This is a genomic window from Peribacillus sp. Aquil_B1 (genome assembly GCF_022603275.1).
In the GTDB taxonomy this organism is placed as follows: domain Bacteria; phylum Bacillota; class Bacilli; order Bacillales; family DSM-1321; genus Peribacillus.
Genome location: NZ_JAKXEE010000001.1, coordinates 1,373,332 through 1,395,604 on the forward strand (window position 1 = coordinate 1,373,332; position 22,273 = coordinate 1,395,604).

At 40.6% G+C, this 22,273-nt stretch carries 21 protein-coding genes; 18 read left to right on the plus strand and 3 right to left on the minus strand.

Features of this window, described 5'->3' with window-relative positions:
- The first annotated feature begins 10 nt into the window (after positions 1 to 10).
- The 4 genes from MPH60_RS06960 to MPH60_RS06975 all read left to right on the plus strand — a co-directional run bounded on the left by MPH60_RS06960 (position 11) and on the right by MPH60_RS06975 (position 3,624).
- On the plus strand, positions 11 to 772 hold the full coding sequence (locus MPH60_RS06960) for a DNA polymerase beta superfamily protein (protein WP_241590222.1): 762 nt from the start codon (positions 11 to 13) through the stop codon (positions 770 to 772).
- 12 nt (positions 773 to 784) lie between these two features.
- Positions 785 to 1,612, plus strand: a complete 828-nt coding sequence (locus tag MPH60_RS06965) for a sulfurtransferase (protein ID WP_241590223.1) — start codon at positions 785 to 787, stop codon at positions 1,610 to 1,612.
- An 85-nt stretch (positions 1,613 to 1,697) separates the two neighbouring features.
- Complete coding sequence (locus MPH60_RS06970) at positions 1,698 to 2,573, plus strand: 5'-3' exonuclease (protein WP_241590390.1); 876 nt, start codon at positions 1,698 to 1,700, stop codon at positions 2,571 to 2,573.
- Positions 2,574 to 3,342: 769 nt separating this feature from the next.
- Entirely contained in the window at positions 3,343 to 3,624 is a 282-nt protein-coding gene (locus MPH60_RS06975; protein WP_228467451.1) for a DUF6123 family protein, read from the plus strand.
- Between the two features lie 44 nt (positions 3,625 to 3,668).
- On the opposite strand, the gene MPH60_RS06980 is transcribed toward MPH60_RS06975, so the two are convergent.
- Together MPH60_RS06980 and MPH60_RS06985 are read right to left on the minus strand one after the other, a co-directional pair.
- A complete protein-coding gene (locus MPH60_RS06980; RefSeq protein ID WP_241590224.1) occupies positions 3,669 to 4,577 on the minus strand; it encodes a DMT family transporter in 909 nt (302 codons plus the stop codon).
- Entirely contained in the window at positions 4,561 to 4,974 is a 414-nt protein-coding gene (locus MPH60_RS06985) for a reverse transcriptase-like protein (protein WP_230176921.1), read from the minus strand. Before MPH60_RS06985 ends, MPH60_RS06980 begins: the two co-directional genes overlap by 17 nt.
- Positions 4,975 to 5,194: 220 nt before the next feature.
- On the opposite strand from MPH60_RS06985, the gene MPH60_RS06990 reads away from it, so the two are divergent.
- From MPH60_RS06990 to MPH60_RS07000, 3 genes are all read left to right on the plus strand, one after another.
- On the plus strand, positions 5,195 to 5,866 hold the full coding sequence (locus tag MPH60_RS06990; RefSeq protein WP_241590225.1) for a reverse transcriptase-like protein: 672 nt from the start codon (positions 5,195 to 5,197) through the stop codon (positions 5,864 to 5,866).
- Between the two features lie 5 nt (positions 5,867 to 5,871).
- On the plus strand, positions 5,872 to 6,057 hold the full coding sequence (locus tag MPH60_RS06995; RefSeq protein ID WP_241590226.1) for a zinc-finger domain-containing protein: 186 nt from the start codon (positions 5,872 to 5,874) through the stop codon (positions 6,055 to 6,057).
- Between the two features lie 85 nt (positions 6,058 to 6,142).
- On the plus strand, positions 6,143 to 7,120 hold the full coding sequence (locus MPH60_RS07000; protein WP_241590227.1) for an HD-GYP domain-containing protein: 978 nt from the start codon (positions 6,143 to 6,145) through the stop codon (positions 7,118 to 7,120).
- A 15-nt stretch (positions 7,121 to 7,135) separates the two neighbouring features.
- Here MPH60_RS07000 and MPH60_RS07005 read toward each other — a convergent pair whose 3' ends face one another.
- Positions 7,136 to 7,600 carry an RrF2 family transcriptional regulator gene (locus MPH60_RS07005; protein WP_241590228.1) on the minus strand — a complete coding sequence of 155 codons (465 nt, stop codon included), beginning with the start codon at positions 7,598 to 7,600 and terminating at the stop codon, positions 7,136 to 7,138.
- 170 nt (positions 7,601 to 7,770) lie between these two features.
- Between MPH60_RS07005 and hmpA the strand changes: the two genes are divergently transcribed.
- The 11 genes from hmpA (at position 7,771) to MPH60_RS07060 (ending at position 22,213) form a co-directional block, all read left to right on the plus strand.
- Positions 7,771 to 8,979: an NO-inducible flavohemoprotein gene (gene hmpA, locus MPH60_RS07010; protein WP_241590229.1), complete on the plus strand. Its 1,209-nt coding sequence runs from the start codon at positions 7,771 to 7,773 to the stop codon at positions 8,977 to 8,979.
- 334 nt (positions 8,980 to 9,313) lie between these two features.
- Entirely contained in the window at positions 9,314 to 10,402 is a 1,089-nt protein-coding gene (gene proB / locus MPH60_RS07015) for a glutamate 5-kinase (protein ID WP_241590230.1), read from the plus strand.
- A gap of 37 nt (positions 10,403 to 10,439) precedes the next feature.
- Complete coding sequence (locus tag MPH60_RS07020; protein ID WP_241590231.1) at positions 10,440 to 11,687, plus strand: glutamate-5-semialdehyde dehydrogenase; 1,248 nt, start codon at positions 10,440 to 10,442, stop codon at positions 11,685 to 11,687.
- Positions 11,688 to 11,767: 80 nt separating this feature from the next.
- Entirely contained in the window at positions 11,768 to 12,202 is a 435-nt protein-coding gene (locus MPH60_RS07025; RefSeq protein WP_241590232.1) for a general stress protein, read from the plus strand.
- A gap of 675 nt (positions 12,203 to 12,877) precedes the next feature.
- Positions 12,878 to 14,812 (plus strand): sigma 54-interacting transcriptional regulator, encoded by a 1,935-nt coding sequence (locus MPH60_RS07030; RefSeq protein ID WP_241590233.1) that lies wholly within the window; start codon positions 12,878 to 12,880, stop codon positions 14,810 to 14,812.
- A gap of 186 nt (positions 14,813 to 14,998) precedes the next feature.
- Complete coding sequence (locus MPH60_RS07035) at positions 14,999 to 15,973, plus strand: hydroxyacid dehydrogenase (protein ID WP_241590234.1); 975 nt, start codon at positions 14,999 to 15,001, stop codon at positions 15,971 to 15,973.
- 86 nt (positions 15,974 to 16,059) lie between these two features.
- Positions 16,060 to 16,251 (plus strand): DUF3311 domain-containing protein, encoded by a 192-nt coding sequence (locus MPH60_RS07040; protein WP_034307824.1) that lies wholly within the window; start codon positions 16,060 to 16,062, stop codon positions 16,249 to 16,251.
- Positions 16,251 to 17,744 carry a sodium:solute symporter family protein gene (locus MPH60_RS07045; RefSeq protein ID WP_241590235.1) on the plus strand — a complete coding sequence of 498 codons (1,494 nt, stop codon included), beginning with the start codon at positions 16,251 to 16,253 and terminating at the stop codon, positions 17,742 to 17,744. Before MPH60_RS07040 ends, MPH60_RS07045 begins: the two co-directional genes overlap by 1 nt.
- 79 nt (positions 17,745 to 17,823) lie before the next feature.
- The gene (locus tag MPH60_RS07050) at positions 17,824 to 19,488 is read left to right on the plus strand and encodes a thiamine pyrophosphate-dependent enzyme (RefSeq protein WP_241590236.1); all 1,665 of its coding nucleotides are present in this window, start codon (positions 17,824 to 17,826) and stop codon (positions 19,486 to 19,488) included.
- 55 nt (positions 19,489 to 19,543) lie between these two features.
- Positions 19,544 to 20,713 carry a Glu/Leu/Phe/Val family dehydrogenase gene (locus MPH60_RS07055; protein ID WP_241590237.1) on the plus strand — a complete coding sequence of 390 codons (1,170 nt, stop codon included), beginning with the start codon at positions 19,544 to 19,546 and terminating at the stop codon, positions 20,711 to 20,713.
- Between the two features lie 69 nt (positions 20,714 to 20,782).
- Positions 20,783 to 22,213, plus strand: a complete 1,431-nt coding sequence (locus MPH60_RS07060) for an amino acid permease (RefSeq protein WP_241590238.1) — start codon at positions 20,783 to 20,785, stop codon at positions 22,211 to 22,213.
- The last annotated feature ends 60 nt before the right edge of the window (positions 22,214 to 22,273 follow it).

A 22,273-nucleotide genomic window follows, 5' to 3' on the forward strand; every position in this document is an offset into this window, starting at 1 on the left:
AGGTTCATTCATGAAAGAAAACCTTATTTCAAGATTGAGATATCTGGAAAAGAAAGAGGATATGACCATTTTGATGGCTGCTGTTACTGGCAGCCATTCTTTTGGTTTAGCATCCGGCCTATCTGATTATGATGTTCGATTTATATATGTTCATAATGATAAGCGATCATACCTCAGCTTAAGTCAGCCAGTTAAAGTCATTCAAATGAAAGAAGGCCAATTTGACATGGAAGGCTGGGATCTTTTTAAATCATCACATCTTGCCTTAAAGAGTAATCCTGCTTTATTTGAATTATTTCAGTCGCAAATCAAGTTGATTATGCATCACGATTATTATAGGAAGATGAATGGTTTAATAGCGGATTGCTATTCCAAAAAGGCACTGGGGCATCATTATTATCGGATGATGAGCGACAATCTTCAACAATTGACAAAAACAAGGGAATCCAAAAGAAAAGAACTAAAAATATGGGTACAAGTATGCCGTTCATATTTAATCTTGGAATATATCATCCAACGGGGTTCGCTGCCACCTTTATCGGTATGGGAATTACTTGAATTGGTTTCAATTGATCAAGAATTGAAAACCGGGATGACCCGGATATTCAAGGCAAAACAAATGGAAGAATGTATAAGCAACAATGAAAGTGAAAAGAATCTTTCGCTATTAGAAGGGAAATCACTTTCTTTAAAGAATGAGATAACTAGGCTTCATCAAGGGAAGAACATGGAAACGGAGCTTAATGAATTAATTTGGGCCATTTTGAAGTAGGGGGTTATACAGATGAGTTTTATAATCGAAAAAGAAGAGCTGTTGCCTTTGTTGAATTCCAATGATATAAGAATTTGTGACTGCCGCTTTCAGCTAGGCACTCCTGATGCAGGGTATAAGGCATACAAAAAAGACCATATTTCCGGCGCTGTTTATTTCGATCTAGAAAAGGACTTATCGGGTCAGGTTAAAGAACATGGCGGAAGACATCCTCTTCCTGACCTGGAAACCTTTAAAGGTAAACTGGAATCAAATGGAATAACCAATGATACGGTACTTATTGCTTATGATGGCGGCGAAGGTTCTTTTGCTTCCAGGTTTGTGTGGCTGATGAGCTACCTTGGGCATCGGAAAGTTTTTGTTCTTAACGGGGGATATCGCGCCTGGAGTGATGCGGGCTATCCCATTGACTCGAATCAAACGAATGATGTGCCAGCAGAATATCATATCGATTTAAATGAGTCTGTTTTTGCTTCTTTTCAAACAGTAAAGGATTACACAATGAATAGGCCAGACGATGTCATTTTAATCGATTCAAGGGAATCTAAACGCTACGAGGGAATTGAGGAGCCGATTGATAAAAAAGCCGGCCATATACCTGGTGCCGTAAATAAGGTGTGGACGAACGTTCTGGAAAATGGCTATTTTAAAAAGAAGGAAGATCTTCAGTCGAATTTCACAGGTATCGGTAATGATAAGGAAATCATTGTGTACTGCGGTTCAGGTGTAACGGCATCTCCAAATTATATCGCCCTGAAAGAAGCGGGCTTTAATGATGTGAAGATTTATATTGGCAGCTTCAGTGACTGGATCTCCTATGATGATAATCCAATTGAATAATATTTTTTCCAATTAAACGATCCTTAAAAAAGAGGCCGGTTATGTTAAAATGGAAGTACATCATGATAGAGGTGATAATGTGTTAATGAAAGAAAACGAGCAGCACCCTTCCTTTATGCTTGTCGATGGGATGGCGCTTTTATTTAGAGCTTTTTATGCAACGGCTGTTACTGGTCAATTCATGATTAACTCGAAAGGCATACCAACCAATGCCGTTCAAGGTTTTTTGAAGCATATGCTGACGGCGGTGAATCACTTTTCACCCAGTCATGTAGCGGTGTGTTGGGATATGGGAAGCAAGACCTTCAGAAATGAATTATTTGATGGATACAAGGCTAATCGATCAGAAGCTCCAGTCGAAATGATCCCTCAATTCGACCTGGCGAAAAAAGCGGTTGAAGCATTTGATATCCCTAACATAGGGCTCTCTGGATATGAGGCGGATGACTGTATCGGGACAATTGCCAAGGCATCTGCCCAAGGTAGCCGGGTGGGTATATTGACTGGCGATCAAGATATGCTTCAGTTAATAGATGAAAACATTTCCGTGCTACTGTTAAAAAAAGGGTATGGTAACTATGAGGTGCATAATCCCGATAGCTTTTTTGAATGGAAAGGGATCACACCAAGACAAATGATCGATTTAAAAGCTTTAATGGGTGATACAGCTGATAACTATCCCGGAGTTAAAGGAATAGGGGAAAAGACAGCGTTGAAATTATTGATTCAGTATCAAAGTATCGAAGGGATTCTTGAAAATGTTGCTTCATTGACGAATGGGCAGAGGGCTAAAATTGAATCCGCCGTCGATATGCTTCATTTATCCAGAAAGCTAGCAGAAATAAAATGTGATGTACCAATTTCATGTTCTTTGGATGATGCGGTCTATCAATATGATCGCGAGAAGGTCAAAAATCTGGCTAGGGATCATGAATTCAGGACATTACTGCGAATGATCTAATCAAACAAGGGGAGCTCCCAAATGGGAGCTCCCCTTTTGTAATTCCCTTTAATTTTCGCCTGAATTTAAGAGATTGGGGCTCTACTAGCCCACTATGTTAGGTCATTTTGGACCTTGCCATTAAACAATTGGCCACCTTCTTTAAATCAATGCCATCGAAAGGTAGCATCGCCTAAATCGACAATTTTTTAAGAACCCCCTTAAAGTAGTCCAACGCATATGCTTTTCTTTTGCATCTGCGAATACACGCTCAATCTTTTCTTTGCTTTTAAGGTCTGTAACTATAAAGCGTCGTTCATAATTTTTCACGAACGTATATTGAATGAAAGTCAGTTTAACTAATATAACTGGAACAATACTTGGGCGTCCTACCTCTGAATACATATCTTTCACCAAATCATAAATGACAGAGAAGTCAATGGCAGCCTCATTATCACCTTAAGTTATATTAAATCTATTTTAAAACAATGAAGTCTTTAGGCAAAAGGGTTCTATCTAAAAGGTGAAACAAAGTTGATTGGAACGGAAGGTACGAGACTCCTGCGGGGAAAGCGCGTCGAAGGGAGACCCCGCAGGCGCTTGCGCCGAGGAGGCTCCCGGACCGCCCGCGGAAAGCGAGTGCCTGGAGTGGAAATCAACGTTCAAATTGTACAGTCTGGGACCTCCCTAATGGGAGCTCCTTTATTTTGTACGGTGATTTTTTTGTCGAAAAATGGATAGTCAAAATCTTTGATATACGGTAAGATGAAAATAAGGCATGAAGTATGGAGTGGATGCAGAAGTGGCGAAATCAACTGAAGAGTATGTTAGTTTTTTAGAGGGTAAAGGATTCACTTTTGGTAATGACGCTATTGGTTTTATTTATTTTGGTAAGCGATACACGGATGCAAGTGATATTTTAGTCAATGCTGCAATAGAATTGACATTGAAGGTACAAAAGAATTTTGATGGCAGCTTTTATATTTCCTTTTTGGAAAACTTAAAACAAAATGGCATTGAAACGCGTAGTGCAGCGGTATCGTTTGCAAAAGAACAGGGGCTGCTAAAATAAATCGGACTTCGTAACTGGAAGTCCGATTTATTTTATTGGCCTTTTCAAATAAACTCCTGTGTCACCGGTTTCTTTTTCTTAACAGGCAGTTCAGCGAAAATCATTCCCAAGAAAATGAATGCGCAGCCGATGATGGAGGCGGTAGTCAATTTTTCCCCTATCAATATGTATGAGGATAACGCAGCAAAAACCGGTTCCATTGAAAAGATCAGCGCCACTCTTGTAGGGGTCGTATAGGCTTGGAAGTAGGTTTGTGCGAAAAAGGCGAAAGCCGTGGCAAGGGCTGCAGTAACCAATAAAGCAGTCCATACATCCTTCTTTAACATGACCTCTGAGCTGAAGATGACGGAATGATTCTCGTTGAAAATGAAGGCAGAAACAAATGATAATAAAGATACGGTCGAAACCTGAATCAGCGTCAACGGTAAAGCGGGTAGGGTCTTTGCATATCTGGCGGTAGTAATGATCTGCATGGCAAAACTGATTGCGCATAAAAATACCAGTAAATCACCGATATTCAAATTGGAGCGGTCAGCGAAAGTCATTAAATAAAGCCCAATGGTTGCAGCGGCGACACCGATCATTGTATTCCGGGAAAGCCGATGTTTTAAAAGCAGCAAGGAAAAAACAGGTACCATGACGACACTTAATCCTGTTATGAAGCCTGTCTTCGCAGGGGTCGTATAATTCAATCCGATCGTTTGAAGTCCATATCCCAGAAAAAGCCAAACCCCAATATGAAACCCGGCTATAATGAGGCCCTTATTCCACGTTTTCGCCTTTTTGTGTAAAGTCGATATATAAGGAATGAGCAAGAAAACGAAGGCCATGAAAAAACGGACGGCATTAAACGTGAATGGGTCAAGAAATGATAGGGCATTTTGTACCATGACAAAAGTGACTCCCCAGATGAATACAACGAATAATAACGAAAAATCAGCTGTCTTGTTCATGAATTTCCTCAGCCTTATTCATGCGAATGGCCCGTCTTGCCAATTCATCCGCGGATTTGTTTTCGAGGTTTGGAATCCATTTCATGAAAAATAATTCAAGCTCGTCGGAAAGCTTTAACGCCCGTTCCAGCAATATCGCATACTTATTTTTTGCAAATCTTTTTTCAATGGCCTGGTTGATGGCTTGGGAGTCTGTACGGAAAGAAACGATTTGATACTTATTGGCTACACAAATCTCCAATGCTTTGATTAAAGCATGGTACTCAGCTTCATGGTTTTCCATATTTCCAAGCGGAAATGAATGCCTCTCGACCACACCGTTATTATTTATGAAAACACCTGCGCCGCTCGGCCCGGGATTGCCCGCACTGGCACCATCAATATACACTTCGATCAATATATGCTCCTCCTCGAGTTTAACTGTCAATATGCCTTTATAAAAAACGTTTCATATAAAATAAGATTGAAACATGAGAATTTCAGGCTGATATGGGAACTATAATTAAAAAGAGTGATTCAAATGCTTACAATATATTATAAAGGGTATGACGAAAAAAAGGTATGAAAATTGTAAGGCTGTTCTGCATGAATGGTGAATGGATAAGGAGCTGAAATCTTTGAAGGTAATTATGCAATGGACATATCATGCTTCAAAAAAACCATCTGCCGATTTCGTTTCGGATTGGCTGGATGCCGGGACTGCATTGGTCATTACGGAAGATCTTGAAAAGGCAGGAAGGCTGAAAGAAGTGGAATTCAAGGATGAATTCGATACAACATGGACGAAGAAAGAGCTAAAGAAACTTCTGACGGAAGTTGAGGAAGAGCCGCAGGATGTGACGGTTTTTTTTGATGGCGGTTATCAAAAAGATGAAAAAGTGGCAGGACTCGGTGTAGCGATTTATTTTCGTCAAGGTAAGAAGTTCTGGCGGTTACGCACAAACGTGAAATTGGACCAATTCGAATCCAATAATGAAGCGGAATATGCGGCCTTTCATGAAGCGGTCAGACAAATGGAGGAACTTGGGATCCACCATCAAAGCTGTGTCTTTAAAGGGGATTCTCTCGTTGTCTTAAATCAACTTTCCGGTGAATGGCCCTGTATGGAAGAAAACTTAAATAAATGGTTGGACCGTATTGAAGCGAAACTGGATAAATTAAAGATCATTCCGGTCTGCAAGCCAATTTCCCGGAAGGAAAACCAGGAAGCTGATCGCCTTGCAACACTTGCACTGCAGGGAAAAGCCATTTTCAGCAAAATAGAGATTGCTGAGTCAAAGGAGCCATAACAACAATGAACAGGAAAAAAATATATGAAGAAGTGGAAGATGTACTCGCTTCATTTTGTCAGGATTGTTTTTTACGAAAGCATTTTCGAAAAGAGAAGGGGCGTACGTATGCCCATCAGTTTTGTATTTCAGAATGTACGGTTGGTGAAAAATTAAAACGCCTGGGCAATGAACTTAGTGACCGACCTTAAGTGCCAAAAAAAATGTTTTCGTTAAGACAAATTGTCATGAAGGATATGGTATTATAGGTAAAAAATAGAGAAAAGTGTGAGAGCAATGAAAAATAGAAGAGGGAAGCTGATTAATAAAGCAAATCCGCCTCTTACCATACCTGAAATTGATTTCATAATGGAAGAATTGAAAAAAGGAGAATCTACTTTAACTGAAGATCATGTACAACCTAAAGTAAGGATTCATGAAAGAATCAACAAAGCTTCTACTCAAATCAAAAACATCTTTCAAGATATACGTAAAGAAGGAAAAATACAGCTTGAAAAGGTTGAAGTGATTAAAGCTGAGGTAGCACCTGTCATTGCAGAAGCTGCAAAGAATCCTGATGTTTATTACCTTTTCGAAGAGATGCAAGCAGACAACGAGTACACGTATAAGCATAATATCGGTGTCGGAATCATTGCCACTTATCTAGGGATGAAGCTTGGATTATCGAAAGAAAACCTTTCAGCGCTGACACTGGCAGCCACACTGCATGACGTGGGTAAAACAAGGATTCCGGATAGAATATTGGAAAAGCCGGGTAAACTGACTGCGGCAGAATATGAAGAAATGAAACGCCATCCCATCTATGGCTATGAATTACTTAAGAATATCCCCGGAATCCCACCATCGATTGCCTTAACAGCCCTTCAGCACCATGAACGGGAAGATGGGAAAGGCTATCCACTTGGTCTGATGGAGAAAGATATCCATCATCATTCGAAAATCGTCGCAATAGCCGATGTATTCCATGCGATGTCTTCAAATCGTGTATATCATCAGGCCATGCCGTTTTATAAGGTGATTGAGCAAATGAACAACGATATGTTCGGTAAATTCAATCCAGAAATACTGCTGGAGTTTGTAAACCGATTAATGTCCACTTTGGTCGGAAAAGAAGTAACGCTTACCAATGGACGAATTGGGACGATCATCATGATCAATCCATACGATCCCCTTAAAGTCCTTTTGAAAACCAGTTCAGGGATCATGGATTTGCGAATGGAAAAAGAATGGCAGATTGAACGAATCATCGGTTAATGAAAAAGAGCCCGATTATAAAAAATCGGGCTCTTCGTCATTCTGCTTTACTGAATCGAAATAAGTTTTAAGCATCACTTTATTTTCGCTGAAGTCTGCAATCGTATATTGATCAAGGACCTTTAAAAAAGCATCCAAGGCATTATTAAGGACAAATTTCAATGAACAAACGGGAGAAATCACACAGTTATCGTGATCTTTAAAACATTCCACTAAATAAAAATCTTCTTCGGTTTTCCGTACCAGTTCCCCTACATTTATTTCAGCGGGTGATTTTGCAAGCCGGAAACCGCCATTTCTTCCACGTATTGTCTCAATATAGCCTAATTTACCTAGATTATGAACGATCTTCATCAAGTGATTTTTAGACAGTTGATAAACTTCAGATATCTCTTTAATATTTGACAATTTGCTTTGGTCGTGGGAAGCCAGGTAAATCAACACTCTAAGTGAGTAATCGGAATAACTCGTCAACCTCATGTTTATCGCCTCACATTCTATCCCCATTAGACTATATCATAAATGTGAACATTTTATAAACATGAAAACTTATTATTTAAAAAGATGTATAAAAAATATTGCTTTTAATGCATTTAAGTTCTAATATAAACATGTATTTAAAATACTTGTTTATGAAGAGGGGTTTACCTATGCTATCCCAGAAAACTATCGATGTTATCAAATCAACCGTACCCGTATTAGAAGTGCATGGTGCAACTATCACAACTGTATTCTATAAAAATCTTTTCGAAGCACATCCTGAATTGTTAAATGTTTTTAATCACGCCAATCAAAAAAAGGGGCGCCAGCAAACTGCACTTGCCAACACGGTTTTGGCAGCGGCTAAACATATAGATCAGCTTGAAACGATCTTACCTGCTGTGAAGCAAATAGCACAAAAACACAGAAGCCTTGCAGTTAAAGCTGAACATTATCCTATTGTTGGAGAATATCTTTTAGGTGCAATCAAGGAAGTGTTACAAGATTCGGCTACAGAAGAGATCCTCCAAGCTTGGGGAGAGGCCTATGGAGTCATTGCCGGTGTTTTCATTAGCATCGAAAAGGAAATGTACGATCAAGCTTCCAATCAGGTCAGCGGATGGTCTGATTTCAAACGATTCACAGTGGTGGAAAAAGTACGGGAAAGTGACGTAATCACTTCCTTTTATTTAAAGCCAGCAAATGGAGATAAAGTCCCGTCATTTCTTCCTGGACAATATATTACTGTTCGTATCGAGATACCGGGTGAACGCTATTTATTCAACCGTCAGTATAGTTTGTCTGATGTTCCGGGAAAAGATTACTTCCGGATTTCCGTTAAAAAAGAAAAGCCTGGAACCTCTCCTGATGGAAGGGTCTCTAACTACTTGCATGAATCCATTCAGATGGGTGACAGTATAGACGTAACGGCTCCAGCTGGTGATTTCACCATTGATTTGGGAAAACGAACTCCGGCAGTATTCTTGAGCGGAGGCGTTGGCATAACGCCTTTCATGAGTATGGTTCATGCAGTAGCTGAACAAACACCTGAGCGTGATGTCCAATTCATTCACGCATCCGATAATGGCAATTTACAGCCGTTCAGAACGGAACTGACAGATTTAACCCACAAGCTTTCCAGTTATCATTTATCCTTTGTCTTTAAAAATCCGAGTGAGGATGATAAGAACCTGCCGAATTTTTCAAAGCAAGGGTATGTTGATAAGGAATTATTGAGCAGTATTGTTAAACCTGAAGCTGATTATTATGTGTGCGGCCCTGTTCCTTTCATGAAGGCCATCATCACTTACTTGAAAGAACTTGGGGTAGATACGGATAAAATTCACTATGAATTCTTCGGCCCAGCCATGGCGCTATAAGGTTCATTCATCGAAGGAATGTTATTGACATCAAGAAGATAATTTTGCATACTATATTAAAACAATGAACGTTGAGAGAAGATTAGTATGCGAGAATCACTGTGACAGAGAGCGGCGTCAATTGCTGGAAGACCCGCGACAGGAAAGCGCAGAACCTGCTTCTTGAGTCCTATGCAAAACATAGGCGCAAACCCTGGCGTTATCAGGCAAAGTGGAATGCATGAACTTGCATTCAATGAAGGTGGTACCACGGAGAGCAGCCCTTTTCGTCCTTATTTCGAGGATGAAAAGGGCTTTTTTTCATGTCTTAGATATTTATTGGAGGAAGTAATCGATGGAAAAGAAACGCATCGTTGTAAAGATAGGAAGTAGTTCTTTGACCAACACACAAGGTGAAATCGACCAGAATAAATTTTCCGATCATATCCAGGCAGTGGCAGCTTTAAGGAAAGCGGGCCATGAAGTTGTCCTTGTTTCATCAGGTGCTGTAGCGACAGGTTTTCGCAAGCTTGGCTACCCGACGAGACCTGTCACTCTCAAAGGAAAACAAGCTGCGGCAGCAGTAGGTCAAAGCCTTTTGATTCAATCGTATATGGAACAATTAGGGCATTTTGGAATCGTTCCGGCGCAGATTTTATTAACAAGGAAAGATTTTTCGAAAAAAGATAGATATAAAAATGCATATGCCACATTGATGGAATTACTTGAACGCGGCATCCTTCCGATTATAAATGAAAATGATACAGTATCGGTCGAGGAGTTGACTTTTGGTGATAATGATATGCTATCCGCCTTAGTAAGCGGGCTGGTCCACGCGACCAACTTGATTATATTAACGGACATTAATGGGCTTTATGATTCCAATCCACAGACAAATCCAGGGGCTAAACGATTTGAAAAACTATCCGAAATAACGGATGATTTATTGCAAATGGCAGAAGGTGCAGGATCCAATGTCGGAACCGGTGGGATGAAATCGAAGCTGATTGCAGCGCAAACTGCATTGTCTCTAGGGGTGAAAGTATTCATCGGTTCTGGTTTGGGGAGTGATAAACTTCTAACAATCCTTGAAGGCAATGGTGATGGCACGTATATTGGGAATGATGTCTTGACGACGGTAACGAAAAACAAACAATGGATATCCCTTCATTCACAAGTATCCGGGAAAATTTTCGTTGATGAAGGTGCCGAAAGGGCCTTAGTTTCAAATGGCAGCAGTCTTCTGCCAGCTGGAGTTTATGAAATAAAAGGAGTATTCAATAAGGGCGATGTTGTCGAAGTCTTTGGTGCAAATGGATTATTAGGGCGGGGTGAGGTCCTTTATTCCGACGAAGAATTAAAACAGGCGATGGGAAAGAGGACATCCGAGCTTATAATCACTTCCATTGAAGTTATCCATCGCGATAAATGGGTGAAAGCATAAAAAATCAATTTCTTGAAAGCAAAGGGGGAATTTGGAAATGAGTGAAGTGACGGCGAAAGGAAAGGCAGCCAAAAAAGCCAGTTATCAGCTAATCGGTTTGAGTACGGAAAAGAAGAATGAGGCACTTGGAAAAATTGCTAAACAACTTATTATTGATAAAGATTTTTTGATAAAGGAAAACCAAAAGGATCTGGAAGATGGCAGGAAAAAAGGCTTCAGTGAGTCTATATTAGATCGAATTATGCTGAATGTTAACCGTATTGAGGACATGGCAGCGGCCATTATGCTTTTAATCGATTTAAATGATCCAATTGGGGATCAATTGGAGACGATCGAAAAAGAGAATGGTTTATTGATTAAAAAGCAACGGGTGCCGATCGGGGTAATCGGGATGATTTATGAAGCAAGGCCTAACGTGACCATCGATGCAGCTACATTATCCTTGAAAACGGGGAATGCGGTCCTATTAAGAGGCAGCTCGTCAGCAAAATACTCCAATATGGCACTAGTCTCTTCCATTCATAAAGCATTAGAGAATACTGAAATCCCTTTAGAAGCTGTTCAGTTGATCGAGGATACGAGTCGTGAAACCGCTAAGGAACTTTTTCATCTTAATGAGTATTTAGATGTTTTGATTCCGCGCGGCGGAAAGAATTTAATTGAAACGGTCATTAAGGAGTCCACTGTTCCCGTCCTTGAAACAGGAGCAGGCAATTGCCACATCTTCATCGATCAGACCGCAGATATCACGATGGTCGAGAAAATTGTTTTAAACGGTAAAACTCAGCGCCCATCCGTATGCAATGCTATTGAGGGGCTTCTAATCCATGAGGAATGGTTTAAAGAAAATGGAGTGCGTATTTTGGAACTCCTGGACGAAAAGGGTATTGAATTATATGGAGATGAAGCGGTTTGCAGCTCCTTTCCGAGAGCGAAAACGGCTACGGAGGAAGATTGGTCAACTGAGTACCTAGCTTTAAAAATCAGCGTAAAAACTGTAAAAGGTGTATACGAAGCCATTGATCACATAAACCGATACGGTTCTAAGCATTCTGAAGCAATCCTGACGGGGGATGAACAAAACGCTTCCGCATTTTTGAATAAAGTAGATGCCGCTGCAGTGTATCACAATGCTTCCACCCGTTTTACCGACGGCTTTGAATTCGGTTATGGCGCAGAAATCGGCATTTCCACACAAAAGCTTCATGCACGTGGACCAATGGGTTTACCTGCCCTAACATCAAGCAAGTACTTCATTTACGGCCAGGGGCAAATCCGGGAATGAAATTCATATCTTTCCTGGAAGGTTATTAAAACTCAATTAAGGGTATTGTATAATACATTACTTTTAAAGGAGCAGATACCATGGACAAGAGGTTTATAGCAATATATGAAAATGCAAATGAAGCGACTTCAGCAGTCGAAAACTTAAAGGAACAAGGATATACATCCAATCAAATATCAGTAGTGGCAAAAAATATTGATAAATTACCCAGTGAAGCCGAGGAAGTCGGCCCGGCAAAGACTGATGGATTAGTAGCCGGGGCAGCAGCCGGCGGCGCTGTCGGATTAACAGGTCTGCTTATTGGAATGAGTGCATTGGCTGTACCAGGCATTGGACCGATATTGGCAGCAGGACCGATTTTCGCCACTTTTGGCGGAGCCGCAGCCGGGGCAGCATCGGGAGCAGGCGGATTGAGAAAGCCATTATTGGATCTTGGATTGGAGGAAGCCGAAGTCGAACAATATGTGGAGGATATTAAAGCAGGGAAAATCCTTGTCATAGCGGATCCTTTTTAAGTTCGCAAGTAAAACCACCTTGAATGAGCAGATTTACGAAGTTTGATAACTGCTCAATGCCCGCAAAGACTCAAAATAATATTTATTGAAAAACCCCGTTCAGGATTTCTTGAACGGGGTTAATATGTTTGTAGACTAATTTTATTGTCACTAACGATAAAATCAAAAGGAATTCCACATTGGTATGAAGAATTAAAGGAATATAGTCCTATTACCGAGAAAGGAAGGGGAATTATGGAAAATAAAGTGGATGTCAATGCCACTTTAAGAAATTAAAGAAGTTTTTTCATGATGATTTTCACCTTAAGAATCATTATACTGATGATAATATAAAAAGGCGTATTCTATTGAACAAAAGCAAGTTTTAATGTGATGACCTGAATGATCATATTAAATACCCAATCGAAATCCTTATGATGAAAAAACCCACGATAAAGGGTTTTTTATTTTTCAAAGTCATTTTCTGAATTCTAATATCTAAATAAAATGCAGAATACCTATTTTTAAAGTCTCAATTGTACTCAAGACATTACCTTTCTTATTGCGGCTTTGAATGAGAACCTTTGCGGCATTCTTAGCTTTTAATTCATTGTGTGACTGGGTCTAGAATAAATAACAGGTTGCTTTTAGCTTATATCCGATAAACCAAAATGATTTACGTTGGAGGTGGGTATTTTGATAAAAATAAAACTCGTTGTTCCTCGAAAAGGGTATATTACGGACGCTTTTGAAAGATTTGAGGAATTCAACAAGTTGGAAGCATCGGAAAACAATGATAACGGTTCGGTGAAGTTTGTGCTAGAGGAGGTAGTTGAGGATGCCGATAAGATTGGGAAGCTGAAGCTTGATGCTGATGTGATTATTTCAAGGGGATTAATCACGAAACTTTTAAAAGAAAGCAATGAATTCATTCCAATCGTTGATATACCAGTACAGGGTATTGATCTCATTCGTTCCCTGCATGATTGCAAGGCACGTTTTGGCAGTAAAAAAGTGGCCGTCATAGGTGCGTTAAATATGATTTATGGCGTGGAGAACCTTTCGGATATCGTTGATTTGCCAATTCAGTCCTATATATTAAATGATATCGAGTCCTCAGTCAGTTTAGTGGATTTGGCAGCCAGGGATGGCTGTGAGGTGGTGTTAAGTGGTTTAAGTACCTGTAAATATGCCGAAGAAATAGGGTTGGGAGCCATTCTGGTTGATACTGGAAAGGAATCATTTCGGCAGGCGTTGATTGAGGCGAAAAGAGTAGCTCTTGTCAGCAGAAGGGAACAGGAGAAGACCAAGCGTTACCAAACGATTCTTAATTATGCCTATGAAGGGGTTATTGCTATAGATTTGAAGGGGCTAATATCCGTATTTAATACGGCGGCTCAGGAGATATTATCGATTGCCAAGGGGAGCTTAATTGGAAATTCAATATACGATATAATAAAGCCCGGGAAATTTCGTAATATGCTTTTAAGCGACGATGAATACGAAAAAGATACGGTTGCTTACCAATCCATTCAATTATCAGTAAAAAAAGTTGGGATATTTTTAAAAGGTAAAAAAGTGGGGGATATGGTCGCCTTTCAAGATGTTACCCGCATACAGGAGATGGAAGGGAAGTTCTTTAGAAAACTTCATTCACGCGGACATGTGGCGAAGTACACATTTGATGATATATTGTATCGGAGTTCGGAAATTAAGAGGACGATTGAAACAGCTCAACGTTATAGTGAAGTAGATTCAAACATTCTTATAATTGGAGAAACTGGAACGGGCAAGGAAATATTCGCCCAAAGCATACATAATCATAGCAACCGGAAAAATAACCCGTTTGTAGCCATTAATTGCGCGGCGCTTCCCGAAAATTTATTGGAAAGCGAGCTTTTCGGATATGCAGAAGGAGCTTTCACGGGAGCCATGAAAGGCGGAAAGCAAGGATTTTTTGAACTGGCCCATAGAGGTACGATTTTTTTAGATGAAATAGGGGAAATCTCCCCAAAAATGCAAAGCCGGCTGCTACGTGTCCTCCAAGAGCGCGAAATCATGCGCATCGGTGATGATAAAGTAATTCCAGTTGATGTGAGAATTGTGTCGGCAACGAACAAAGACCTCATGCAAATGGTAAAAAGTAATGACTTTCGGGAGGATCTGTATTATCGCTTGAGTGTGCTGGACCTTGTATTGCCTCCGCTTCGGGAACGCAGAGAAGATATTCCGTTATTGGTGAATGCTTTTATTCGGAAAGGTCATTCGGATCAAAAACAAATCAAGATTACGGATAGTGCCATGAAAAAGCTGAGTGAAGGGAATTGGGAAGGGAATATTCGCCAATTGCAAAATTTTTGTGAGCGATTATGTGCTCTGTATAAGACCAAATTAATTGATGTGTACGATATCGAAATGTATTTTCCGAATAGAAGTAAAAAGAAAATTCCGCTGTCGCAACAAGACGGAGAGAGCGATATATCACCTGGAATACATGTATCCGAGCGTGAAAGAATTGTTCAAACGTTAAGGAAGGTGAATTTTAATAAAGGAAAAGCTTCCTTGGAGTTAGGCATGAGTCGCACAACATTATGGAGAAAGATGAAAAACTTGAATATTGAAACAAATTGAAACAAATTGAAACAAATTAATTCAGCATGAAACAATTTGTTTACTTTATTTATGTCTTAATTTGAAAACTAATTGGCTTCGTTCTTGAAAAAACGGTTGTTTTTTATGTTGGCACAATAATTGTATATAAACAATGGAGTAGGAAAGATTTTTCCTTCAAGGTTAACATGAAAGGTTGGTGGGAATGTGAGTCATTTAGTGTATATTCCTCAAGATATTGAGAAAGAGGGGAAAAGTTATTTAATAGAAAAAGGCTTTAATATTAAAGTAGGGTCTGATCTGTCGCAAGAAATTCTTATGGAAGAAATCAAGGGGTGTGATGCAGTACTAACGAGATCAACGGCTGTAATAAATAGAGAAGTTATTACAGCAGCTGAAAACCTAAAAGTGATAGCTAAGTATGGAGTGGGCTTGGACAATATCGATATCGAAGCAGCTACAGAGCGTGGCATTTATGTAACAAATACCCCAGAGGCGAATGCGAATTCTGTAGCTGAACATGTAATGGCATTAATTTTATCATTGTCCAAAAACTTGAGCTTGGCTGATAAAGAGCTGCGCAGCGGGAATTTTGCTATCCGTAATCAACTTTTTGGCATGGACTTGGAAGGCAAGACTTTGGGGATTATTGGACTTGGGAGAATCGGTAGAATACTGGCAAAAAAGGCTTCCGAGGGCTTCGATATGAAAGTGATTGGCTACGACCCCTATGTTACAGCCAGCCAGAATTCTGTGCTGGAGCTAGCATCAGATTTAGAATGGGTATTCAGAAACTCTGATGTTATTAGTCTACATCTGCCGTTAACGAAAACAACAAAAGGAATAATAGGAAGCCGTGAGTTTTCCTGGATGAAACCCTCCTCCTTTTTTGTAAACGCTTCCAGAGGCGGCGTGGTTAAGGAAAGTGATTTAGTAAACGCTTTGCAATCGGGCGAGATTGCCGGAGCTGGAATAGACGTATTTGAAGTTGAACCTCCTGATAAAAGGAATCCCCTTTTTAAAATGGATAATGTGATTGTCAGTCCTCATAATGCGGCATTGACGAAGGAAGGTTCGATACGCATGGCTGTACATGCAGCTATGCAAGTGGAACAAGTTCTTACTGGCGTGAAACCGAACTGGGCTGTAAACGAGCCCTTAACTAAAGGGGTGTCAATGTAATAATACAGTGATAATTATCTGTTTTTTCTGATAAATAAGGTTTGTGAGATTCGAGTTTGGCATTTGTTGATAAGGATGGTGAACAAATGAAGAAAATAATCTATGTGATAAGTGCAATACCGGCACTTGGCTCGCTTGTGGTTATCAATCGAATTGAACCTTATGTGTTAGGGATGCCATTCGTTCTTTTTTGGGCCATATTATGGGTCTGTCTTACATCAGTGTTTTTGATAATTGCCAATAAACTTGATCCTGCAACCGAGGAGGAAGAAGACTGATGAATGAAGCCCTGCTTGTTATCCTTTTCTTTCTGGTTCTGTGTATTTGGTTAGGGCTTCAAGCTCGAAAAGGTAAAAATATGAGTTTGGAACAATGGGCTATAGGCGGAAGAGGCTTCGGCAGCTTTTTGCTCTTCTTCTTGATAGCAGGTGAAATGTTTACGACATATACGTTTTTGGGGGCGAGCGGCGGAGCTTATAGATCTGGTATGCCTCCTGCCTTATACGCTTTCAATTGCTTCTATTTTGTAATCGCATATTGGCTGTTGCCGCCTATTTGGAGGTATGCAAAAAAAAATAATGTCATTTCTCAATCTGATTTTTATGACAAAAAGTACAACAGTCCGGCTTTAGGTGTTCTTGTGGCGGTAATTAGCGTCATTTCAATTATTCCATATCTGATCATGCAGTTGAAAGGGTTAGGTATTATCGTTTCGGAAACCTCCTATGGGTCCATCTCTCCAAATGTGGCTATAGTAGTTGGTGTAATTGCGATCACAATTTATGTAACTGCTTCTGGAATGCATGGCGTAGCGTGGACCGCGGTCATTAAAGATATCATGATATTGGCTGTTGTCGTCTTTATGGGTATTTATTTTCCACTTCATTATTACGGTGGTATACAGCCGATGTTTGAAGAAATCAATACAGTAAAACAAGGTTTATTGATATTCCCGGAACAAGGTTTGAGTATCTCTTGGTTTATTTCAGCTACGATCATGACCGCACTGGCATTCTATATGTTTCCTCATATGTTAGCGGGAGTGTTCTCTGCAAAAAGTCCAAAATCACTCCGTTGGAATGCTGGGATTATGCCAATTTATCAAGTAATCATCATTTTTTCTTTATTTATTGGTTTTTCTGCGATTCTCCAAGTTCCGAATTTACAGGGAGCAGAAGCAGACTTAGCTTTATTTAAAATGGCGAAGATGTCATTTGATCCCTGGTTTGTCGGAGTAATTGGAGCATCAGGAGCGATGGCCGCCCTAATACCCAGTTCACTCGTGTTGACGGCTACGGCCACAATCCTTTCAAAAAATGTATATAAGGTATGGAAGCCGAATACATCAGATGAACAGCTTCAAAGATTGAGCAGAATGTTAGTACCTGTCATTTCTATAGTGACTCTATATTTTACGTTCAATGGCGGGGAGTCGATTTTCACGTTATATCTTATGGCATATAGCTTCATGGCACAGTTGTTTCCAGCACTATTTTTCAGTCTGTGGAAAAATAATCCTGTTACCGTTCAAGGAGCTTTTGCCGGAATGATCGTTGGAATCCTACTTGTCATATACTCGACTACATCAGGTACGACGCTTGCAACTTTATTTCCATCTCTACCGCAAGGAATACAAGATCTTGATGTAGGGTTAGCTGTATTATTCGTAAACATTGCAGTAACTTTGGGAGTGAGTGCCGTTACTAGAAAAACGCCAATTCGGTTGGAAGAGGAAAAACAAGTTTCCGGAATGGAAAAACTTATTAAATGATAGTGGGAATGAGTTCAATATTAATATAATCATAAATTACGAGAACAAAAACACGTACTTGAAAGCGGGAGGCTTGATTATGAAAGTCAGTGGAGGAAGAGCAGTCGTAGAAGTAATGGCGATAGAAGGGGTAAAGAAAGCTTTTTGTGTACCAGGTGAAAGTTATCTTAGTGTAATGGATGCACTATATCAACATCCTGAAATAGAACTTATTTCCGCCAGGCATGAAGGAGGTGCCTCTTTTATGGCGGAAGGGTATGCCAAGGCATCAGGGGAGGTAGGAGTTTGTATGGCAACGCGTGGAGTGGGGGCTACAAACTTAGCTATCGGTATTCATACTGCTGCTCAAGATTCAACCCCTTTGGTTGCGCTAATTGGCCAAGTCGAACGCCCTTTTAAAGAGAAGGAAGCATTTCAGGAAGTGAATTTGACGGGTTTTTTCAGTCATTTATGTAAATGGACGGTAGAGATCGATCGTGTGGAAAGAATTCCGGAATTATTGCAACGGGCTTTCCATATTGCGCGATCGGGTCGCCCGGGACCTGTATTAGTGGCTTTGCCGCATGACATGTTAGAAGATGAGGCCGAGTTGAACTTGAATCCTTCTTATCGCCCGCTTCCTCCTCGACCACATATGGAAGATGTGAAGCAGGCGATGGATATGATACGAAACGCAAAGCGCCCCGTATTGATTGCAGGCGGAGGTGTGATTCATGCTAAGGCCAACAGGTTGCTTGTACAATTTGTGGAGACAATGAAACTTCCGGTAGTTACAGCTTTCCGTCGATTTGATGCGTTTCCGAACTCACATCCTTGCTATGCAGGATGGCTTGGGTTTGGGACACCTCAATATTTACTTGATGCAATCCGTGATGCAGATGTAGTTTTGGCATTAGGGACGCGATTCTCTCAAGTAGGAACTCAAGATTACACCTTGCTTTCTAAAAATACAAAATTGATCCATGTGGATATTTGTCCAGAAATTTTCGGTAAAGTGTATGCTCCTTCCCTTGCCATTGAAGCAGATGCCAAGAGCTTCTTGGAACAAGCATTACTAACGTCAGAATCAGAATCTTTTATTTCAAGCGAGGATCATTTGAAGAAATTGCACGATGAATATATGGAATTTTCTGAACCAAAGGCCGACTATACAGAAGAATTCGTGGATATGGACGGATTGATGCATGATCTTGCCGTCGGTCTGCCGAAGGATTCCATCATTACAAATGATGCAGGAAACTTTTTTGGATGGCTATCCAGATATTATCGTTTTGAACAAGAAAACACATACGTGGGGCCAACGTCGGGTGCGATGGGTTATGGGCTGCCTGCTGCTATTGGGGCAAAGTTGGCGCAGCCTCACAAACATGTTGTTTCTATTTCAGGAGATGGCGGTTTTATGATGACTCTCCAAGAGATTGAAACCGCTGTAAGGTATAAAATTCCGACTATATCAATTGTTGTGAACAACAATATTTACGGAACAATTCGTGTACATCAAGAAAGGCATTTTCCAAATCGGGTCGTTGGAACTGACTTGTCTAATCCTGATTTTGCCGAATTGGCTCGCTTATTTGGAGCACATGGTGAAAAAGTTGAAAAAAATAGTGATTTTGCGCCAGCACTGCAAAGGGCGATTGCTTCAGGGCTGCCTGCTGTAATTGAAGTTGCAGTAAATCCAAAGATTCTATCTGTAGGCCAAGACAAGAAGGAAGTCCACGAAAAGCTAGTGTCGAACAATTAATATTTGAAGTTAGCAGGAACCAATAAAAAGAAAGTATTTAAGGGAGGTTTCATAGTTGTTAAAACCATATTTAGTCGTGGAATGGAATGATACGGAAACAAATGCTAAAGGCTGGCTGGTCGTCCATAACTTTGTCAAAGGATACACAGGCGGCGGTACTAGAATGCACCCAACGGTTACAAGAGAAGAAGTCGAGAGGTTGGCCGAGGCTATGGCTTATAAGTATGTAGCCTGTGAGTCTGAGACGACTGGCGGTTGTAAAGCGGGCATTGCCTATGACTATAAAGCGCCAGACGCTTATGCAGTGTTAAGAAGATTTCTGATTGCGATGATGCCTTATATAGATATAGGGGTATCGTTAGGCAGTGATTTAGGTACCAAATATGAAGATGTGCTCAAAATATTTAATGAATTTGGCATTGATATCCCCCTAACGAAATCAATGAAGCAGAATCCGAATGTTCTGCAAGGGATAAAAGACTTCGATGAACTGTTGACGACAAAAATCGACGGGTTGTTTTTAAACGATGTCGTAACAGGCTATGGCGTGGCTTTTTCCGCAGATGAGGCATGGAAATTTAAAAGCGGAAAAGGTGGAGCGAGAGTCGTCATTCAAGGATTCGGCTGTGTAGGGGCAAGCTGCGCATTGAAAATGTCCCAGTTAGGTTATAAAGTTGTGGGAATTTCCGATGCAGCCCTTTTGGTTACGTGTGAGGAAGGATTGGATGTCCAAAAGCTTATTGATCATAAGAATATGTACGGGGAAATGGATAAAGACTTTTTTGAACCGCATTATGATGTAAGGCCAAACACGGAATGGCTCGATATAGATTGCGACATTTTAATTCCGTCCGCATTGGAGGATGTCATCCACATATCCAATGCCAAAAGCGTAAAAGCGAGCTTGATCGTTGAGGCGGCAAACATTCCCCTTTCTTCAGAGGGAGACGAAATCATAAAACAGAGAGGAATAGATGTTGTCAATGATTTCGTTGCCAACCTTGGGGCGATAAGATTTTATGATGCGGTTATTTTCGGACTAGTTAAACCAAATCCACAAGCAGTCGTTGAGGATATAGAAAAACTATGCAGGAAAAATACGTATCATTTGTTTACACAAGCTAAAAAACAAAAAAAATATCAAAGAGAAGTAGCTTATGAAATATTTAAACCGACAATCAGCGGCCTTCCAGAATATTCAGTGCCTTCCGAAGCGTTATCGTGAAACCTCGTTAACTTGTGTTAATCATAAAAGTGTTCAGGCAGTTTATCGATAAGAAACGGGGGGGAATTCATGCAAACGGAACATGAAAATCAGCCAAAAGAATTACAACGTTCAATGAAGAGTAGACATTTATTCATGCTTTCCTTAGGTGGGGTAATTGGAACAGGTCTTTTCCTGGGCTCAGGATATGCAATCGGTGAAGCTGGACCCTTAGGAGCGATTGTTGCCTATTTGGTCGGAGGTTTATTAATGTACTTGGCGATGATTTGTCTCGGTGAATTATCGGTAGTGATGCCGGTATCCGGATCCTTTCAGGTCCATGCAACGAAATTTATCGGTCCAGCCACTGGATTTGTCATTGGCTGGATTTACTGGCTGAGCTGGGCTCTTTACGTTGGCCTGGAATTTGTAGCGGCCGGTTTGCTCATGACCAGATGGTTTCCCGACACACCAGTATGGATATGGTGTGTGATATTTACGGTACTTTTATTCACGATAAATGCATTAACAACTAGAAGTTTCGCTGAGACAGAGTATTGGTTCTCCGGGATTAAAGTACTTGCCGTCATTCTATTCATAATTATCGGTGCTGCAGCGATGTTTGGATTGATTCATATGGAGGATGCACAGCCTGCCCCGTTCTTTTCCAATTTTATAGGAGATGGACTATTCCCTACAGGGTTCACGGGTGTGTTCATATCGATGATGACAGTCGTATATGCTTTCCAGGGATCGGAAATCATGGGGGTTGCAGCAGGAGAGACGGAAAACCCGCAAAAAAGCATTCCGAGAGCGATTCGAAATATCGTAATACGTGTACTGCTTTTCTATGTACTAGCAATCTTTGTTCTATCGGCCATCGTTCCTTGGAAAGAAGTTGGCGTACTGGAAAGCCCATTTGTTACCGTGTTTGAAATGGTAGGCATTCCTTATGCAGCTGACATTATGAATTTCGTAATTTTGACGGCGGTCCTCTCTGTAGGAAACACGGGTCTGTTTGCTTGTACAAGGATCCTTTTCTCCCTTTCTCAAAACGGTATGGCACATTCTGCATTTGGAAAGCTCAACCGGCGCGGTGTACCATTTAACGCATTACTCGTCACCATGGTCTTTGCCTTGCTTTCTTTACTTACTAGTGTAGTAGCGGAAGAAACGTTATTCGTTGTGCTACTTTCCATAAGCGGGGTTGGAGGGGTGCTGACTTGGATGGCGATTGCGTTCGCACAGTACAGATTCCGTAAGCAGTATATCAGAGCAGGCGGAAAGGTTGAAAATCTGAAGTTTAGAGTACCTTTTTTCCCGTTTGCCCCGATTCTCTGCATCATTATGTGTCTTGGTATTTTCGTGTTCACCGCTTATGATCCGACCCAGCGAACTTCGTTGTATTGGGGATTAGGTTTCGTCGTTGCTTGCTATATATTTTACTATTTTAGATATGCGAGAAGGAAAGTGGAGGTGGCAGCCTTAACAAATGAACAGCCCACTGATTTTATTCAATAGTGATTATTCTTAATATGCAAGAAAAAGAGAAAACGTTCGGGTATGCAGAAATCGTTGAAG

Excerpts from the sequence above, each read along its gene's own strand:
- MPH60_RS06960 (WP_241590222.1), top strand. The coding sequence starts at position 11 with ATGAAAGAAAACCTTATTTCAAGATTGAGATATCTGGAAAAGAAAGAG.
- MPH60_RS06965 (WP_241590223.1), top strand. The coding sequence starts at position 785 with ATGAGTTTTATAATCGAAAAAGAAGAGCTGTTGCCTTTGTTGAATTCC.
- MPH60_RS06970 (WP_241590390.1), top strand. The coding sequence starts at position 1,698 with ATGAAAGAAAACGAGCAGCACCCTTCCTTTATGCTTGTCGATGGGATG.
- MPH60_RS06980 (WP_241590224.1), bottom strand. The coding sequence starts at position 4,577 with ATGAACAAGACAGCTGATTTTTCGTTATTATTCGTTGTATTCATCTGG.
- MPH60_RS06995 (WP_241590226.1), top strand. The coding sequence starts at position 5,872 with ATGAACAGGAAAAAAATATATGAAGAAGTGGAAGATGTACTCGCTTCA.
- MPH60_RS07000 (WP_241590227.1), top strand. The coding sequence starts at position 6,143 with ATGAAAAATAGAAGAGGGAAGCTGATTAATAAAGCAAATCCGCCTCTT.
- MPH60_RS07005 (WP_241590228.1), bottom strand. The coding sequence starts at position 7,600 with ATGAGGTTGACGAGTTATTCCGATTACTCACTTAGAGTGTTGATTTAC.
- hmpA (WP_241590229.1), top strand. The coding sequence starts at position 7,771 with ATGCTATCCCAGAAAACTATCGATGTTATCAAATCAACCGTACCCGTA.
- proB (WP_241590230.1), top strand. The coding sequence starts at position 9,314 with ATGGAAAAGAAACGCATCGTTGTAAAGATAGGAAGTAGTTCTTTGACC.
- MPH60_RS07020 (WP_241590231.1), top strand. The coding sequence starts at position 10,440 with ATGAGTGAAGTGACGGCGAAAGGAAAGGCAGCCAAAAAAGCCAGTTAT.
- MPH60_RS07025 (WP_241590232.1), top strand. The coding sequence starts at position 11,768 with ATGGACAAGAGGTTTATAGCAATATATGAAAATGCAAATGAAGCGACT.
- MPH60_RS07040 (WP_034307824.1), top strand. The coding sequence starts at position 16,060 with ATGAAGAAAATAATCTATGTGATAAGTGCAATACCGGCACTTGGCTCG.
- MPH60_RS07045 (WP_241590235.1), top strand. The coding sequence starts at position 16,251 with ATGAATGAAGCCCTGCTTGTTATCCTTTTCTTTCTGGTTCTGTGTATT.
- MPH60_RS07050 (WP_241590236.1), top strand. The coding sequence starts at position 17,824 with ATGAAAGTCAGTGGAGGAAGAGCAGTCGTAGAAGTAATGGCGATAGAA.
- MPH60_RS07060 (WP_241590238.1), top strand. The coding sequence starts at position 20,783 with ATGCAAACGGAACATGAAAATCAGCCAAAAGAATTACAACGTTCAATG.